At 58.3% G+C, this 15,251-nt stretch carries 16 protein-coding genes; 10 read left to right on the top strand and 6 right to left on the bottom strand.

What is annotated here, in order from left to right:
* Positions 1 to 27: 27 nt before the first annotated feature.
* The 3 genes from HB664_RS10110 (at position 28) to HB664_RS10100 (ending at position 2,650) form a co-directional block, all read left to right on the top strand.
* Complete coding sequence (locus tag HB664_RS10110) at positions 28 to 1,317, top strand: arsenic transporter (RefSeq protein WP_094934328.1); 1,290 nt, start codon at positions 28 to 30, stop codon at positions 1,315 to 1,317.
* 12 nt (positions 1,318 to 1,329) lie between these two features.
* The gene (arsC, locus tag HB664_RS10105; RefSeq protein WP_058842143.1) at positions 1,330 to 1,761 is read left to right on the top strand and encodes a glutaredoxin-dependent arsenate reductase; all 432 of its coding nucleotides are present in this window, start codon (positions 1,330 to 1,332) and stop codon (positions 1,759 to 1,761) included.
* A 118-nt stretch (positions 1,762 to 1,879) separates the two neighbouring features.
* Positions 1,880 to 2,650: an SDR family NAD(P)-dependent oxidoreductase gene (locus tag HB664_RS10100; RefSeq protein ID WP_219940745.1), complete on the top strand. Its 771-nt coding sequence runs from the start codon at positions 1,880 to 1,882 to the stop codon at positions 2,648 to 2,650.
* Here the strand turns inward: HB664_RS10100 and HB664_RS10095 are convergent.
* On the bottom strand, positions 2,647 to 3,198 hold the full coding sequence (locus HB664_RS10095) for a TetR/AcrR family transcriptional regulator (protein WP_033145035.1): 552 nt from the start codon (positions 3,196 to 3,198) through the stop codon (positions 2,647 to 2,649). The two genes, HB664_RS10100 and HB664_RS10095, sit on opposite strands and share 4 nt — an antisense overlap.
* An 81-nt stretch (positions 3,199 to 3,279) precedes the next feature.
* On the opposite strand from HB664_RS10095, the gene HB664_RS10090 reads away from it, so the two are divergent.
* Entirely contained in the window at positions 3,280 to 4,494 is a 1,215-nt protein-coding gene (locus tag HB664_RS10090) for an MFS transporter (protein ID WP_219940744.1), read from the top strand.
* The gene (locus HB664_RS10085; protein ID WP_219940743.1) at positions 4,484 to 5,296 is read left to right on the top strand and encodes a Cof-type HAD-IIB family hydrolase; all 813 of its coding nucleotides are present in this window, start codon (positions 4,484 to 4,486) and stop codon (positions 5,294 to 5,296) included. The genes HB664_RS10090 and HB664_RS10085 overlap by 11 nt, the downstream gene beginning before the upstream one ends.
* Before the next feature lie 67 nt (positions 5,297 to 5,363).
* Here the strand turns inward: HB664_RS10085 and HB664_RS10080 are convergent, their stop codons facing one another.
* Positions 5,364 to 6,596 (bottom strand): MFS transporter, encoded by a 1,233-nt coding sequence (locus HB664_RS10080; RefSeq protein ID WP_032661345.1) that lies wholly within the window; start codon positions 6,594 to 6,596, stop codon positions 5,364 to 5,366.
* Between the two features lie 168 nt (positions 6,597 to 6,764).
* On the opposite strand from HB664_RS10080, the gene HB664_RS10075 reads away from it, so the two are divergent.
* The 3 genes from HB664_RS10075 to deoR all read left to right on the top strand — a co-directional run bounded on the left by HB664_RS10075 (position 6,765) and on the right by deoR (position 8,935).
* Positions 6,765 to 7,493, top strand: a complete 729-nt coding sequence (locus tag HB664_RS10075; protein ID WP_058841660.1) for a phosphatase PAP2 family protein — start codon at positions 6,765 to 6,767, stop codon at positions 7,491 to 7,493.
* A gap of 7 nt (positions 7,494 to 7,500) precedes the next feature.
* The gene (gene ybjG, locus HB664_RS10070) at positions 7,501 to 8,109 is read left to right on the top strand and encodes an undecaprenyl-diphosphate phosphatase (protein WP_029739928.1); all 609 of its coding nucleotides are present in this window, start codon (positions 7,501 to 7,503) and stop codon (positions 8,107 to 8,109) included.
* Positions 8,110 to 8,176: 67 nt separating this feature from the next.
* On the top strand, positions 8,177 to 8,935 hold the full coding sequence (deoR, locus tag HB664_RS10065; protein ID WP_008503427.1) for a DNA-binding transcriptional repressor DeoR: 759 nt from the start codon (positions 8,177 to 8,179) through the stop codon (positions 8,933 to 8,935).
* A 66-nt stretch (positions 8,936 to 9,001) separates the two neighbouring features.
* Here the strand turns inward: deoR and dacC are convergent, their stop codons facing one another.
* Positions 9,002 to 10,207: a serine-type D-Ala-D-Ala carboxypeptidase gene (gene dacC / locus HB664_RS10060; RefSeq protein ID WP_047061880.1), complete on the bottom strand. Its 1,206-nt coding sequence runs from the start codon at positions 10,205 to 10,207 to the stop codon at positions 9,002 to 9,004.
* 240 nt (positions 10,208 to 10,447) lie between these two features.
* Here dacC and HB664_RS10055 point away from each other — a divergent pair, with 240 nt between their 5' ends.
* Positions 10,448 to 11,074: a glutathione S-transferase family protein gene (locus HB664_RS10055; RefSeq protein WP_039261465.1), complete on the top strand. Its 627-nt coding sequence runs from the start codon at positions 10,448 to 10,450 to the stop codon at positions 11,072 to 11,074.
* Here HB664_RS10055 and HB664_RS10050 read toward each other — a convergent pair whose 3' ends face one another.
* Complete coding sequence (locus HB664_RS10050) at positions 11,075 to 12,193, bottom strand: PQQ-dependent sugar dehydrogenase (protein WP_219940742.1); 1,119 nt, start codon at positions 12,191 to 12,193, stop codon at positions 11,075 to 11,077.
* A gap of 106 nt (positions 12,194 to 12,299) precedes the next feature.
* Positions 12,300 to 12,683: a biofilm formation regulator BssR gene (bssR, locus tag HB664_RS10045; RefSeq protein ID WP_023310914.1), complete on the bottom strand. Its 384-nt coding sequence runs from the start codon at positions 12,681 to 12,683 to the stop codon at positions 12,300 to 12,302.
* A gap of 216 nt (positions 12,684 to 12,899) precedes the next feature.
* On the opposite strand from bssR, the gene rimO reads away from it, so the two are divergent.
* Complete coding sequence (gene rimO, locus HB664_RS10040) at positions 12,900 to 14,225, top strand: 30S ribosomal protein S12 methylthiotransferase RimO (RefSeq protein ID WP_058841665.1); 1,326 nt, start codon at positions 12,900 to 12,902, stop codon at positions 14,223 to 14,225.
* A 114-nt stretch (positions 14,226 to 14,339) separates the two neighbouring features.
* On the opposite strand, the gene gsiD is transcribed toward rimO, so the two are convergent.
* The gene (gene gsiD, locus HB664_RS10035) at positions 14,340 to 15,251 is read right to left on the bottom strand and encodes a glutathione ABC transporter permease GsiD (protein ID WP_024908682.1); all 912 of its coding nucleotides are present in this window, start codon (positions 15,249 to 15,251) and stop codon (positions 14,340 to 14,342) included.

Below are 15,251 nucleotides of genomic sequence, written 5' to 3'. Positions count from 1 at the left end.
ACAAAAACAGATATAACGGGGTAGAAGATGTTTCTGGCAGGGGCTATTTTTCTGTTTACGCTGGTACTGGTCATCTGGCAGCCCAAAGGGCTCAGTATCGGCTGGAGCGCGACTATCGGCGCCGTACTGGCGCTGGCCAGCGGCGTGATTCACATTAACGATATTCCGGTCGTGTGGAATATCGTCTGGAACGCCACGGTAACGTTCATTGCCGTCATCATCATCAGCCTGCTGCTGGATGAGTCCGGCTTTTTCGAGTGGGCGGCGCTGCACGTCGCCCGCTGGGGGAACGGTCGCGGGCGATTGCTGTTTACGTATATCGTGCTGCTGGGCGCAGCCGTGGCGGCGCTGTTTGCCAATGACGGTGCGGCGCTGATCCTGACCCCTATCGTCATCGCCATGCTTCTGGCGCTGGGGTTCAGCAAGCAGGCCACGCTGGCGTTTGTGATGGCGGCGGGCTTCATCGCCGATACCGCCAGCCTGCCGCTGATTGTGTCTAACCTGGTCAACATCGTGTCGGCAGACTTTTTTAAGCTGGGGTTCAGAGAATACGCCTCGGTGATGGTCCCGGTAGATATCGCCGCGATTGCCGCAACGCTGGTGATGCTGCATCTGTTCTTTCGCAAGGAAATCCCCCCGGAATATGACCTGGCAAAACTCCGCGAGCCCGCGCGGGCCATTCACGACCTCCCGACGTTCAGAACGGGCTGGATCGTCCTGCTCCTTCTGCTCGTCGGTTTCTTTGTGCTTGAACCTCTCGGCATTCCGGTGAGCGCCATCGCGACCGTCGGCGCGCTGATTTTATTCGCTGTCGCAAAACGCGGACATGCGATAAACACCGGAAAAGTGCTGCGCGGCGCGCCGTGGCAGATCGTTATCTTTTCGCTGGGGATGTATCTGGTGGTGTATGGCCTGCGCAATGCCGGGCTGACGGACTCTCTCACAGGCGTACTGGATAGCCTGGCCGGACACGGGCTGTGGGCCACCACGCTGGGAACCGGGTTCATCACCGCGTTTCTGTCATCCATAATGAACAATATGCCCACCGTGCTGATTGGCGCGCTCTCCATCGAGGGCAGTACGGCGACAGGTTTGATCAAAGAAGCGATGATTTACGCCAACGTGATTGGCTGCGATCTGGGGCCGAAAATCACGCCTATCGGCAGCCTCGCTACCCTGCTCTGGCTCCACGTGCTGGCGCAGAAAAACATGACGATCACCTGGGGCTACTATTTCCGGACGGGCATCGTTATGACGCTGCCGGTCCTGTTTGTGACGCTCGCCGCGCTGGCGCTACGTCTCTCCTTCACACTGTAATGAGCCACTGATATGAGCCACATCACCATTTATCACAACCCGGCCTGCGGAACCTCGCGCAACACGCTGGAGATGATCCGCAACAGCGGCACGGAGCCAGAGATTATCCTTTATCTGGAAACCCCGCCGTCGCGCGATAAGCTGACCACCCTGATTGCCGAGATGGGCATTTCAGTGCGGGATCTGCTGCGTAAAAACGTGGAGCCCTATGAACAGCTCGGCCTTGCCGACGATAAGTTCACCGACGACCAGCTTATTGATTTTATGCTGCAGCACCCGATCCTGATTAACCGTCCGATCGTGGTGACGCCGCTGGGTACCCGCCTGTGCCGCCCGTCTGAAGTCGTCCTCGACATCCTGCCGGATGCGCAGAAAGGGGCGTTTACGAAAGAGGATGGCGAAGCGGTCGTGGACGCCAGCGGCAAAAAAATCTCGCCAAAGTAACTCATTGATAATGGCGCAGTAAGGCCTTCCAGCCGCATAACTCACCCACCGGCCGAGTTGCATCAGCCGAAACCCGGCACATACTTCTGAGGGTTAATCCTGGTGAGGGTATGCAGGTATGGGCTTTAGGAACAAAACCGCCGTCATCTTCGGCGGCAGCGGCGCCATCGGCAGTTCAGTGGCGCACGCTCTGGCGCGTGAAGGGGCGGATGTGTACCTCGCCGCACGCGACCACGCCAGGCTGGAGCAGGTCGCCAGCAGCATTCGCGCCGCGGGCGGTTCTGCCAGCACGTTTGTTTTCGATGCGCTCGAGGAGTCCTCGCTGCTCCCCGACCTTGCCCGCATTGATATCGTCGTCAACGCCACGGGCTTTATGCACGATCAGGGCAAACGCCTTGAGGCGTTAACGCTCGATGAGTTCAGGCAGGGTTTTGATCCCTTCCTGGCTGCCTACTTTAACATTGCGAAAGCCGTGTCGCCCCGCATGGGCGGCGAGCATGGTGGAGTCATTATTACCGTCGTCGCGCCTGCCGCGAACATGACGATCGCGGGCCACCTCGGGCATATCGTCGGCTGCGCGGGAACGGAAGCCTTGACCCGGGCGCTGGCGGCGGAGCTGGGGACACAAAATATTCGCGTGCTGTGCGTGCGTTCGCACGCGATAGCAGACGCGGTGCAGGCGGGTTCGTATGTGGGAGCCATTTTCGCCGCCAGGGCGCAGACGATGGGGATTACGGTTGAGCAGTTTCTCAGCGGTGCCGCGCAAAGCACCCTGACGCGTCGCCTGCCGACGCTGGCACAGGTGGCAGACACGATTACGTTTCTGGCCTCAGATGCGGCAGGCGCTATGACGGGAACCAGCGTCAATATGACCGCGGGCGCAACCTAGCGGCCGCCCTCGCCCGCAATTCTCCCCACCATCGCCCGGATCTCCTCCCGGGTTAACGGCGCCCGGTCGGTGACATAGTGCAGCGTCATCCCTTCGATAAACGCGTCCAGGGCGCGGGTGGTAACCGGGTCGAACCACTGCTCCAGCGTGGTCTGGCTCATTTTCATCCAGTCCTGCATCACCGTTTTGAGCGCCGCGCTGCGGTGCATAAAGGCGTAGAGCTGATACATCAGCGCCATGTTGTGCGGCGTGGTCACCTGCGAGCTGTGGATCAGGGTGGTGATGGATTCGCACGCCATTTCCGGCCCGGTGACGCCGGCGAAGAAATCCCGGTACTGCTGCGACATCTGTCGGGTAAACCACGTGAAGGCCTCCTCCAGCAGCGGCTCCATGCCGTCGAAATAGTAGGTCATCGACCCCAGCGGCACGCCCGCGCAGGTGGCGATTTTACGGTGCGTGACGGCGTGAATGCCGTGCTCGGCAATGGTATCGAGCGTTGCCTGCAGGATCTTCTCCCGGCGATGCGGATCGTTCGGTGGTCTGCTCATAAATTCCTCACGTGGTTTGTGTACAAATGTACACAAACTTGCTAGTGTTGTCGCTATTGTTGTACTTCTGGTGCTACCCCAATGACGCAGACCTCTCCCCGTAAAGCCCTGCAGCGACGCCTGTGGGCGCTGTTTATGTTCTTCTTTATTCCCGGCCTGCTGATGGCCTCCTGGGCCACGCGCACCCCCGCCATTCGCGATATTTTGTCCGTTTCTACCGCCGAGATGGGCATCGTGCTGTTCGGCCTGTCGATAGGCTCCATGAGCGGCATCCTCTGCTCCGCGTGGCTGGTAAAGCGCTTTGGTACGCGAGCGGTGATCCGCACCACCATGTGCTTTGCCGTGTTCGGGATGGGCATATTAAGCGTGGCGCTGTGGTGTGCCTCGCCGGTGCTGTTCGCCCTGGGCCTGACGGTATTTGGCGGCAGCTTCGGTTCGGCGGAAGTTGCCATCAACGTGGAAGGGGCGGCGGTCGAACGTGAGATGAATAAAACCGTGCTGCCGATGATGCACGGTTTTTACAGCCTCGGCACGCTGGCCGGTGCGGGCGTGGGGATGGCGCTGACGGCCACCGGCGTAAGCGCGAATCTGCATATCCTGCTGGCGGCGCTGGTGTGCATCATTCCGATCCTGACCGGTATCCGGGCCATCCCGGACGGCACCGGTAAAAACTCCGCTGACGAACATCACTCGGCCGAAAAAGGGCTGCCCTTCTACCGCGACTTCCAGCTGATGCTGATCGGCGTGGTGGTGCTGGCGATGGCGTTCGCGGAAGGTTCCGCCAACGACTGGCTGCCGCTGCTGATGGTGGACGGTCACGGCTTTAGCCCGACCTCCGGCTCGCTGATTTATGCCGGGTTTACGTTGGGGATGACCGTCGGGCGCTTCACCGGCGGCTGGTTTATCGACCGCTACAGCCGCGTGGCGGTGGTGCGCGCCAGCGCCCTGCTCGGCGGCCTGGGTATCGCGATCATCATCTTTGTGGACGTGGACTGGATTGCGGGCGTTTCCGTGATCCTCTGGGGACTGGGGGCATCACTTGGCTTCCCGCTGACCATTTCCGCCGCCAGCGACACCGGCCCGGATGCGCCAACGCGCGTCAGCGTGGTGGCAACCACGGGCTATCTCGCCTTCCTGGTCGGGCCGCCGCTGCTCGGCTTCCTCGGCGAGCACTACGGGCTGCGCAGCGCCATGCTGGTGGTGTTAGGGTTGGTCATCATCGCCGCGCTGGTGGCGCGTGCGGTGGCAAAGCCGGAAACGAATCAAACGACACTGGAGAAGGGATATGAGCGTTAAACTGATCGCCGTCGACATGGATGGTACTTTTCTGAGCGATGCCAAGACCTATAATCGGCCGCGCTTTCTGGCGCAGTACGCCCGCATGAAGGCGCAAGGAATCCGCTTCGTGGTCGCCAGCGGCAACCAGTATTACCAGCTGATCTCCTTTTTCCCGGAGATTGCGCATGAGATTGCGTTCGTCGCCGAAAACGGCGGCTGGGTCGTGAGCGAAGGTGAAGATGTCTTTAACGGCGAACTGTCGAAAGCCCATTTCGAGACCGTCGCGAACGTGCTAAACGAGGTTCCGGGCATTGAGATTATCGCCTGCGGGAAAAGCAGCGCGTACACGCTGAAATGCTATGACGAGGGCTTTAAGGATATCGCGGCGAAGTATTACCACCGCCTCGAAATGGTCAGCGATTTCGATAACCTGAACGATATTTTCTTCAAGTTCGGGCTTAACGTCTCTGATGATGAAATTCCGCGAATTCAGGCGCTGCTGCATGAAAAGCTGAGCGACATCATGGTGCCCGTCACCACCGGTCACGGCAGTATCGACCTGATTATCCCCGGCGTGCATAAAGCTAACGGCCTGCGGATCCTGCAAAAGCGCTGGAGCATTGACGATAGCGAAGTGGTGGCCTTCGGCGACAGCGGCAACGACGTGGAGATGCTGCGCCAGTCCGGGTTCAGCTTTGCGATGGCGAATGCCAGACCGCATATTAAAGCGGCCGCGCGTTTTGAAGCGCCGCACAATAACGATGAAGGCGTTTTAAACGTGATTGAGAAGGTGTTGAACGGGGAGGCACCGTTTAATTGACAGCGTGCGGTCTGGTGCCCTCGCCCCCCACCCTAGCCCTCTCCCCAAAGGGGAGAGGGAAAAAAGATTATGGTTGCAGGGCGTTCCCGACGCGTTTATCTTTCAGGAACACCACCATCAGGCCAACCCACAGCGCGCCGTTGGCGAGGTTAAACAGGCTGAACAGCCCGTTGCCGCCCATCGCGTAGGCATGCTTGCTCACTTCAATACCGACGGTAAAAATCAGCATCTGCAGCATTCCCATCGCCGCTGACACCGTGCCTTTACTCATCTCGCTGGCAAACAGCGTCAGGCGTACCAGCCCGGCGTTGGCCACGCCAATTCCGAAGGCATAGAGGCTGAGCCCCGCCGTCATCCACAGGTAGGCGTGGGATGACGCGACGGTCGCCACTGCAGCCAGAATCAGCCCTGCCGCAATCGGCCAGCCGCCCATGATAATCAGTGAACGCACGGTGCGGCGTGACGTCAGGCGTGCCAGCACCAGGTTCCCGATAATCAGCGCGCCAAAGATCGGCACCTGCAGCAGGCCATACTCGTAGCTGCTGAGCTTTTCACCGCTGATGATAATGACCGGCGACTGCGCGATCCACGCCAGCAGCGGCAGGCTAACGAACCCGGTCGCCAGCGCGCCCGCCACAAAGCGGCCGTTCTTCAGCACTTCTTTATAATCCCGACCCAGCTCTTTCAGCGAGAGTTTCTCGCCGATGCGGGTGGCCGTTTCCGGCATCGCCCGGTGCAGGCCAAAGAACGCGAAGGCGGCGAGAAGCGCAAAGAGCACAAACATCCCTTCCCACGGCGCAACGTGCACCCACGCGGCACCCACCAGCGGCCCGAGTAAGGGGGCGATCAGCGCCACGTTCGCCATCAGCGCGGTAATTTTGATACACACCGCCTCTTCAAACGACTCCTGAATGGCGGCATACCCCACGGCGCCGATAAAGCACAGGCTCACCCCCTGCAGGAAGCGCAGCAGGGTAAATTGTTCAATGTTTTGCGCCAGCAGCGTGGCGAGACAGGTGACGATAAACCACACCACGCCCGTCAGCATCACCGGACGACGGCCAATACGATCCGACAGCGGGCCTAACAGCCACTGTAAAAACATGCCGCCGGCCAGATAGGCGGTCATGGAGGTCGGCACCCACTCAATACCCGCGTTGTACTGCGCCACAACGGCCAGCATACCGGGCTGGATCATATCGTTGCCGATATAGGTAGAGAATTCGTAGAGCACCAGACACAGAGGGAAAAGCAACGCCTGACGACCCAGACGTGAACCAGAAGAAGAACGGTTTAACATGCAATCTCTTTATAATGACAAAATCGCGACGAGTTTAATGAAATGCCGCAGCCCGAGATAGTGATTTATCGAGGATAAACAGAAATAAAGCACATATCGTCTTCGTTTAAGGTTTCCTTAAGTTGACACTTTTATGATAGCGCGATTACTCGTCAACGATCCCAAATTATGGCACTCACCTCCAGCCGTTCAGAATTGTCTAACTTACAGACAAATAAGACAAAACGACTTTACCGCTTGCCGACCCGCTTTTATGGTTATCAGCTTTTCGTACTGATTGCCCTTGCCGTGGTCTTTACGTGGCTATCGCGCAGTGAAGCGCTCGACAGATGGATCACCGGCTTTTGGTATGACGCGGCAACGCAGAGCTTTCCGCTGCAGAAGGACCACCTGCTGGATCTGCTGAACCACCGCCTGGCGAAGTACATCGCCATCGGCTTAGGTGCCGTAGCGCTGTTTTACGGCGCCTACAAGCGCAACGCAAGGCTGGTGACGGCGGCGCTACTGATGGGCGTTGGCGCGCTGGTGGTAGGCGTGCTGAAAAGCGTGAGCCATCACAGCTGCCCGTGGGATCTGGTGGAATATGGCGGTAAGGCTATGTCTTATCCCCTGTTCAGCGCCGTCCCTGCTGACAGCGGTCCGGGGCGCTGTTTTCCCGGCGGTCATGCATCCAGCGGCTTTATGGTGATGGGGCTGTTTTTTGCCTTCTGGCGCGAGCGTCCGCGTCTCGCCTGGTGCTTCGTCGCGCTGGGCGTGGTGTTAGGTCTGGCGATGGGCTACGGCCAGGTCATGCGCGGGGCGCATTTTTTCTCTCACAACCTGTGGGCCGGGTGGTGGGTCTGGTTTTCCCAGGTGGTGGTCTACGGACTTATTTCCATCCGGTTTGCTAAAGAGTGATAACGCTATGTTAGAGAATCTGAATTATCAGCTGTTTTATCTGATCAACGCCACGCCAGCCTCGCCTGAGTGGACGATCGATTTTGCCACCTTTCTGGCAAAAGATCTGATCAGCATCGTGCCTGCACTGGCTGCGATTCTCTGGCTGTGGGGTCCCCGCAGCCAGGTGAAGGCGCAGCGCCAGCTGGTGATTAAAGTCGCGATGGCGCTCGGGGTAAGCGTACTGCTGAGCTACATTCTGGGTCACGCCTTCCCGCACGATCGTCCTTTTGTCGATCATGTCGGCTATACCTTCCTGCACCACGCGCCGGATGACTCGTTCCCGAGCGATCACGGAACGGTGATCTTTACCTTCGCGCTGGCTTTCCTGTTCTGGCATCGCCTGTGGTCCGGTGCGGTCCTGATGGTGGCGGCCCTGGCTATCGCCTGGTCTCGCGTTTACCTGGGCGTTCACTGGCCGCTGGATATGGTGGGCGGTTTCCTGGTGGGGCTGATTGGCTGCGTGAGCGCGGCTATCCTGTGGAGCCTCTTCGGTGAAGCGCTTTACCGCACGCTGTCTTCGCTTTATCGCGCCATTTTCGCTATCCCGATCCGCAAAGGCTGGATACGTGACTAACCCCAACCTGACAGGTTACACTTGAGCCCCCGCCCTGCGGGGGTTCACTTTTTTATCCCGAGGAACTATGGAAACACGTCGCGATGACCGCATTGCTCAGCTGCTACAGGCGCTGAAGCGCAGCGATAAGCTGCATCTTAAGGAAGCCGCCAACCTCCTCGGCGTCTCAGAGATGACCATTCGTCGGGATCTGAACAGCGAAAGCGCGCCCGTCGTGCTGCTCGGCGGGTATATTGTGCTTGAGCCGCGTAGCGCCAGCCATTATCTGATCAGCGACCAGAAGACGCGCCTGGTGGAAGAGAAACGCAAAGCCGCCCGGCTTGCGGCCTCACTGGTACAGCCGCACCAGACGCTGTTTTTTGACTGCGGAACCACCACGCCGTGGATTATCGAAGCCATCGACAGCAGCATCCCTTTTACCGCCGTGTGCTACTCCCTGAACACCTTTCTGGCGCTTCAGGAGAAACCGGAGTGCCGGGTGATCCTCTGCGGCGGCGAGTTTCACGCCAGCAACGCCATCTTTAAGCCGCTCAACCTGCAGGACACGCTCAGCAATCTCTGCCCGGATATCGCGTTTTATTCCGCCGCAGGCGTCAACGTGCGTCAGGGTGCGACCTGCTTTAACCTGGAAGAGCTGCCGGTGAAACACTGGGCGTTAAGCGCGGCCCAGTATCATGTGCTGGTGGTCGATCACAGCAAGTTTGGCAAGGTGCGTTCGGCAAGAATGGGTGAGCTGGCGCAGTTTGACGCCATCGTCAGCGACTGCCGCCCGGACGACGAGATCGTGGCCCACGCGAAGGCGCAGCAGGTGAAGTTAATGTATTAAGGGGGTGCGGTCTGATGCCCACACCCCGCCCCTCTCCCACAGGGAGAGGGAGAAAATCCATCAGGTTTAGCTAAACCAGCTGCCAAACCACCCGTGGAATTTCATCATCACGAAATCCCACATCCGGCTGAAGAAGCCGCCCTCTTCCACCGCTTCCATTACAATCAGCGGACGCTGTTCAATCGACTTACCGTTTAGCTGGAAATCAATCGTCCCGACCACCTGGCCTTTTTTCAGCGGAGCCGTGAGCTGCGGGTCGGTCAGGGTAAAGCTGGCCTTCAGATTTTTCAGCTGACCGCGCGGAATGGTCACCGAGCCGCCTTCACCCGCCCCGAGATTGACTTCACTCTTGTCGCCAAACCAGACGCGCTGGCTGACGAACGTGGCATCCGGTTTAATCGGCGTCACGGTTTCATAGAAGCGGAAGCCCCAGGTCAGTAGTTTTTCTGACTCATTAAAGCGAATACGGTCGGTTTTGGTGCCCAGCACCACCGAAATCAGGCGCATGTCGCCCTGGGTCGCGGAGGCCACCAGGTTATAGCCCGCGCCCGCCGTAGTGCCGGTTTTCATTCCGTCCACGTTAACATTGCTGCTCCACAGCAGGCGGTTGCGGTTCGGCTGGCGGATTTTATTGAAGGTAAACTCTTTCTCTTTATGGATTGCGTATTCATCCGGCACGTCGTGGATCAGCGCTTTCCCCAGCAGCGCCATGTCGCGCGCGGTACTGAACTGTCCCGGCGAATCCAGACCGTGAACCGTTTTGAACGTGGTGTTGGTTAAGCCCAGTTTCTGCGCGTAGCCATTCATCAAGCCAATGAATGAATCCTGGCTGCCGGCAACGTAATCGGCCAGCGCGATGCACGCATCATTTCCCGACTGAATAATTACCCCTTTGTTCAGATCGGAAACAGAGACCTGATCCCCAGGCTTCAGGAACATCACCGAAGAGCCCCGCAGCGCCGGGTTGCCGGTCGCCCAGGCATCTTTCCCGATGGTGACCATATCGTCCAGCTTGATCTTGCCCGCTTTCAACGCCTGGCCGACCACATAGCTGGTCATGATTTTGGTCAGGCTTGCCGGATCGAGTTTCTCATCCGCGTTGCCTTCCGCCAACACTTTACCGCTGGAGTAGTCCATCAGGATCCAGGCGCGCGCATCCACAGGCGGCGCTTCGGGCGCAGCCTGTTCAGCTGCGTAGAGCGTTGGTGCAAACAGGAAAAGGAGCGCAGAGCCTGTCGCAAGGCTGCGCAGAGAAGTCATTTTACGCGTCATAAATGCCACCCGAGTGTCCATTCAAAAATTACGTCACATCACCGTGTCGCAAGAAGCGATGAGTAATAGCGCACTAAAACGGTTAAAGAAACCCAACGAGGGTAAAGTTATTAAAGTTTATGCAATAACATTCAGATACGCTTTGATTCAGACGATTTTTTTGTCTTCTGTTGCGTAATTGTTAGGTTTATCTCACCATGGCGAAAGCTGACCCGGATTCACATCTCATCAGGAGTAAATATGATTACGCTATGGGGCAGGAACAACTCGACCAACGTTAAGAAAGTGCTCTGGACGCTCGAGGAGCTGGATTTACCGTTCAATCAAATCATGGCCGGCATGTCGTTCGGCGTGAACAAAGAGGCCGACTATCTGGCCATGAACCCGAACGGCCTGGTGCCGCTGCTGCGCGATGATGAAACCGACGCGACGCTTTGGGAATCCAACACCATTGTCCGTTACCTTGCCGCCCAGTACGGTCAGGGCCGCCTGTGGGTGGAAAGCCCGGCCCGTCGCGCCCAGGGTGAAAAGTGGATGGACTGGGCGAATCAGACGCTATCGCCAACCCACCGCGTGATCCTGATGGGGTTAGTCAGAACCCCTGAAGCCGAGCGCGACTATCCTGCCATTCATGCCGCTCAGGATGCGTGTGAAAACCTGTTTGCGATGATGGATGACGAACTGGCGAAGCACGCCTGGTTCTCCGGTGAGGCGTTCGGCGTGGGCGATATTGCCGTGGCGCCGTTCGTCTGGAACCTGACCAACCTCGGCCTGAAGTGGACGCCGCGCCCTCACCTTGAGCGCTGGCTAAAACAGCTGAGCGATCGCCCGGCGTACCGCAACGTGGTAATGATCCCGGTCACCTGATTACGCACCGGACGGGCTGACTTTTAACAGCTGCCCGTCCGTCTCGTCGGTCAGAACGTATAAATAGCCGTCCGGCCCCACCCGCACATCGCGAATACGTTTATCCCGGTCGCCGAGAATTCGCCCGTCCTCCGTCACCTTATTGCCGTCCACGCTCAGCACGATAACGTCCTTTTCCTTCAGCGCGCCGATAAACAGCTTGTTTTTCCACTGCGGGAAGACGTCGCTGTTGTAAAACGCCATACCGCTCACGGCAGGCGACACTTTCCAGACGAACAGCGGTTTTTCGGTTCCCTCAACGTGCTCGCCTTTGGCTTCCGGAATTTTCAGACCGCTGTAGTTAATGCCGTGCGTCGCCAGCGGCCAGCCGTAGTTCTTTCCTTTCTCCGGGATGTTGATCTCATCCCCGCCGCGCGGACCGTGCTCGTTCAGCCACAGCGCGTCGCTCCAGGGATTCATCGCCATCCCCTGCGGGTTGCGAATGCCGTAAGACCAGATTTCGGGTCGCGCGCCGGGGGTATTCACAAACGGGTTATCCAGCGGCACTTTTCCGTCTTCGGTGAGGCGCACCAATTTACCCTGCAATTTATCCAGATCCTGCGCCGTCGGACGCTGGTTATTCTCGCCGAGTCCGATAAAGAGCGAGCCTTTGCCGTCGAATACCAGTCGCCCACCAAAATGGTTCCCGGTGGAGAGTTTCGGCATCTGGCGGAACACCACCTGGAAGGCTTCAATGCGCGTCAGATCGTCACTCAGTCGGCCATAGCCCACCGCCGTTCCGGCCTTGCCGTCACTCCCGGCTTCGGCGAAGCTCAGCCAGATGCGGCGTGATTTTTTAAAATCCGGGGCGAGGACCACGTCCAGCAATCCTCCCTGACCGTTTGCCCAGACCTTCGGCACGCCGACAATCGGATCGGACAGCCCTTTTCCGGCCTGCCAGCGTTTGAGCTGACCGCCCTTCAGGGTCACCAGCAGGCCTTTATTGTCCGGCAGAAACGCCAGAGACCAGGGATGATCGAGTTTGTTTTGCAGCACCTCGACCTTGACTGCCTCTGGGGCAGCAAGAAGCGAAAACGGAATGAACAGCGCAGGCAGGGAAATTAGCGAGGATCGAGGCATAACGCGCTCCTTTATCGGCATATGGCATAAAGGTTAGCCACTGCATCCGGGCGCGTTACCACTTTTACAAAAGCTTAATCAGAAGGGGGAGTTGCCTCCCCCTGGGTCAGTGCTGTTCAAGCTTCTCGTGCTCGTTCAGGCACATGATGCATAGAGAGAGCGTGGTCAGGCAGTTTTCAAGCTTCTCCGCGTTAACAGCGATAAAATTCGGGCAGTCGTGGCGTCCGTTCATCAAACATACCCCAGCGATGGAAAGTACCTCAGCGGCGCGGCGCAGGGCGATCAGCTCACTTTCGCCGTATTTCGCCTTCAGGGTCGGTGCTTTTTCACGCATGAAATTGCAAAGTTCAAACAGGTTATCACGCAGATGTTCGCTTTCGCTGACTGACATATACCCTTTTGCCTTCCTCAACTGCAGGTACGCGGCCAGGTCGATTCGGGCGTTGATCAGCTTGTTAAGCAGATCGCGTTTTAGTCTGTCAACGGTCATGCTCTTTCCTCCTCTGTCAGCCATTGTGCATAGTCAGGATAAGTATATTTTTTGTACAGTTTAATGCCTGGGATCAATTTTTATTAACTGATTAACATTATTTACAATGTTACAACGTCTGCCCGGCGCATCCGCCTTGCAAAGAGTGTATAAATCCCCCGCGATACGCTGTAAAATCCCGCCCTGATAACTCCATAATTGATGAATTTTTAACCTATGAGCAATGTTACGCACCAGCCGAAAATCGGCTTCGTCTCCCTGGGCTGCCCGAAAAACCTGGTGGATTCCGAACGCATCCTGACCGAACTGCGCACCGAGGGCTATGACGTGGTGCCAAGCTACGACAACGCCGATATGGTGATCGTGAACACCTGCGGATTTATCGACAGCGCGGTTCAGGAATCACTGGAAGCCATCGGTGAGGCCCTGACGGAAAACGGCAAAGTGATTGTTACCGGCTGTCTGGGCGCGAAAGAAGACCAGATCCGCGAAGTGCACCCGAAGGTGCTGGAGATCACCGGCCCGCACAGCTACGAGCAGGTGCTGGAACATGTTCATCACTACGTGCCAAAACCAAAGCACAACCCGTTCCTGAGCCTGGTGCCAGAGCAGGGCGTGAAGCTGACGCCGCGCCACTACGCTTACTTAAAAATTTCCGAAGGCTGCAACCATCGCTGCACCTTCTGCATCATCCCGTCCATGCGCGGCGATCTGGTGAGCCGTCCGATTGGCGAAGTGCTGGCGGAAGCTAAACGTCTGGCCGACGCGGGCGTGAAGGAGCTGCTGGTCATCTCCCAGGACACCTCGGCTTACGGCGTGGACGTTAAACACCGCTCCGGTTTCCACAACGGCGAGCCGGTGAAAACCAGCATGGTCGGCCTGTGCGAACAGCTGTCTAAACTCGGTATCTGGACGCGTCTGCACTACGTCTATCCGTATCCGCACGTTGACGACGTGATCCCGCTGATGGCGGAAGGCAAAATTCTGCCGTACCTAGATATCCCGCTGCAGCACGCCAGCCCGCGCATCCTGAAGCTGATGAAGCGTCCTGGATCCGTTGATCGCCAGCTGGCGCGCATCAAGCAGTGGCGCGAGATCTGCCCGGATCTGACCCTGCGATCCACCTTCATCGTCGGCTTCCCGGGTGAAACCGAAGAAGACTTCCAGATGCTGCTCGACTTCCTGAAAGAAGCCCGTCTGGACCGCGTAGGCTGCTTCAAGTACAGCCCGGTTGAAGGCGCTACCGCCAACGAGCTGGCGGACCAGGTGCCGGAAGAGGTGAAAGAAGAGCGCTGGAACCGCTTCATGCAGCTGCAGCAGCAGATCTCTGCCGAGCGTCTGCAGGAAAAAGTGGGCCGCGAGATCATGGTCATCGTTGACGAAGTGGACGAAGAAGGCGCGATTGGCCGCAGCATGGCGGACGCCCCGGAAATCGACGGCGCGGTGTACCTGAACGGCGAAACCAGCGTTAAGCCGGGTGATATTATTCGCGTGAAGGTTGAAAACGCGGACGAGTATGACCTGTGGGGTAGCCGGGTTTAATCTCCTTTCCCCCTCACCCTAACCCTCTCCCCACTGGGGAGAGGGGACTGCTGGGTGCGGTTTTTCACCCTCGCCCCTTTGGGGAGAGGGCCGGGGTGAGGGGCAAGCAAAAGCCTACCCCTTAATCCTCGGATCCAGCGCGTCGCGCAGCCCGTCCCCCAGCAGGTTAAACGCCAGCACGGTCAGGAAAATTGCCAGACTCGGGAAGATCGCCACGTGCGGCGCAATCACCATATCCGCCCTCGCCTCGTTCAGCATCGCGCCCCACTCCGGCGTCGGTGGCTGCGCCCCTAACCCCAGAAACGACAGGCTCGCCGCCGAGATAATCGACACGCCGATACGCATGGTGAAATAGACCACGATGGACGACACCGTACCCGGCAGAATATGGCTGAACAGGATGGTGGCATCGCTGGCCCCCATGCTGCGGGCTGATTCGATAAACGTCTGCTGTTTCAGCACCAGCGTGTTGCCGCGCACCAGGCGCGCGAAAGCCGGAATCGAAAATACCGCGACCGCAATGATGACGTTCGCCATGCCGCTGCCCATGATCGCTACCACCGCAATCGCCAGCAAAATGCCGGGGAAAGCAAACAGCACGTCGCAGATACGCATGATGATGCGGTCCCACCAGCCTTCGTAATACCCGGCAACGAGGCCCAGCACGGTACCGATGGCCGCGCCGATCAGCACCGCGAACACCCCGGCGGCAAGCGAGATCTGCGCCCCGACCAGCACGCGGCTAAAGATATCGCGCCCGAGTGAGTCCACGCCGAACCAGTGCAGCATCGACGGTCCGTCGTTCAGACGGTCGTAGTCAAAATAGTTTTCCGCATCAAACGGCGCCACCCACGGCGCAATCACCGCCACCGCAATCAGCAGCAGCACAAACAGCCCTGCGGTCATCGCGACCGGCTGACGGCGAAAACGCCGCCAGAATTCAGACCACGGGGTGCGGACGTGGTCCGGTTTTAGCCCCGGCATCGCGTTTAAAACGGCCTGACGTCGCCAGTTCAACAATCGCAT

Source organism: Enterobacter sp. DNB-S2, assembly GCF_019443845.1.
GTDB classification, from domain to species: Bacteria; Pseudomonadota; Gammaproteobacteria; order Enterobacterales; family Enterobacteriaceae; genus Enterobacter; species Enterobacter asburiae_B.
The sequence above is the reverse complement of the archived record's forward strand: the minus strand, read 5'-3'. Positions and strand labels throughout refer to the sequence as shown.

Coding starts and splice junctions, on each gene's coding strand:
- ybjG (WP_029739928.1), top strand. CDS start 7,501: ATGTTAGAGAATCTGAATTATCAGCTGTTTTATCTGATCAACGCCACG.
- deoR (WP_008503427.1), top strand. CDS start 8,177: ATGGAAACACGTCGCGATGACCGCATTGCTCAGCTGCTACAGGCGCTG.
- HB664_RS10090 (WP_219940744.1), top strand. CDS start 3,280: ATGACGCAGACCTCTCCCCGTAAAGCCCTGCAGCGACGCCTGTGGGCG.
- HB664_RS10095 (WP_033145035.1), bottom strand. CDS start 3,198: ATGAGCAGACCACCGAACGATCCGCATCGCCGGGAGAAGATCCTGCAG.
- gsiD (WP_024908682.1), bottom strand. CDS start 15,251: ATGCGATTGTTGAACTGGCGACGTCAGGCCGTTTTAAACGCGATGCCG.
- HB664_RS10085 (WP_219940743.1), top strand. CDS start 4,484: ATGAGCGTTAAACTGATCGCCGTCGACATGGATGGTACTTTTCTGAGC.
- HB664_RS10055 (WP_039261465.1), top strand. CDS start 10,448: ATGATTACGCTATGGGGCAGGAACAACTCGACCAACGTTAAGAAAGTG.
- HB664_RS10080 (WP_032661345.1), bottom strand. CDS start 6,596: ATGTTAAACCGTTCTTCTTCTGGTTCACGTCTGGGTCGTCAGGCGTTG.
- dacC (WP_047061880.1), bottom strand. CDS start 10,207: ATGACGCGTAAAATGACTTCTCTGCGCAGCCTTGCGACAGGCTCTGCG.
- HB664_RS10100 (WP_219940745.1), top strand. CDS start 1,880: ATGGGCTTTAGGAACAAAACCGCCGTCATCTTCGGCGGCAGCGGCGCC.
- HB664_RS10075 (WP_058841660.1), top strand. CDS start 6,765: ATGGCACTCACCTCCAGCCGTTCAGAATTGTCTAACTTACAGACAAAT.
- bssR (WP_023310914.1), bottom strand. CDS start 12,683: ATGACCGTTGACAGACTAAAACGCGATCTGCTTAACAAGCTGATCAAC.
- arsC (WP_058842143.1), top strand. CDS start 1,330: ATGAGCCACATCACCATTTATCACAACCCGGCCTGCGGAACCTCGCGC.
- HB664_RS10110 (WP_094934328.1), top strand. CDS start 28: ATGTTTCTGGCAGGGGCTATTTTTCTGTTTACGCTGGTACTGGTCATC.
- rimO (WP_058841665.1), top strand. CDS start 12,900: ATGAGCAATGTTACGCACCAGCCGAAAATCGGCTTCGTCTCCCTGGGC.
- HB664_RS10050 (WP_219940742.1), bottom strand. CDS start 12,193: ATGCCTCGATCCTCGCTAATTTCCCTGCCTGCGCTGTTCATTCCGTTT.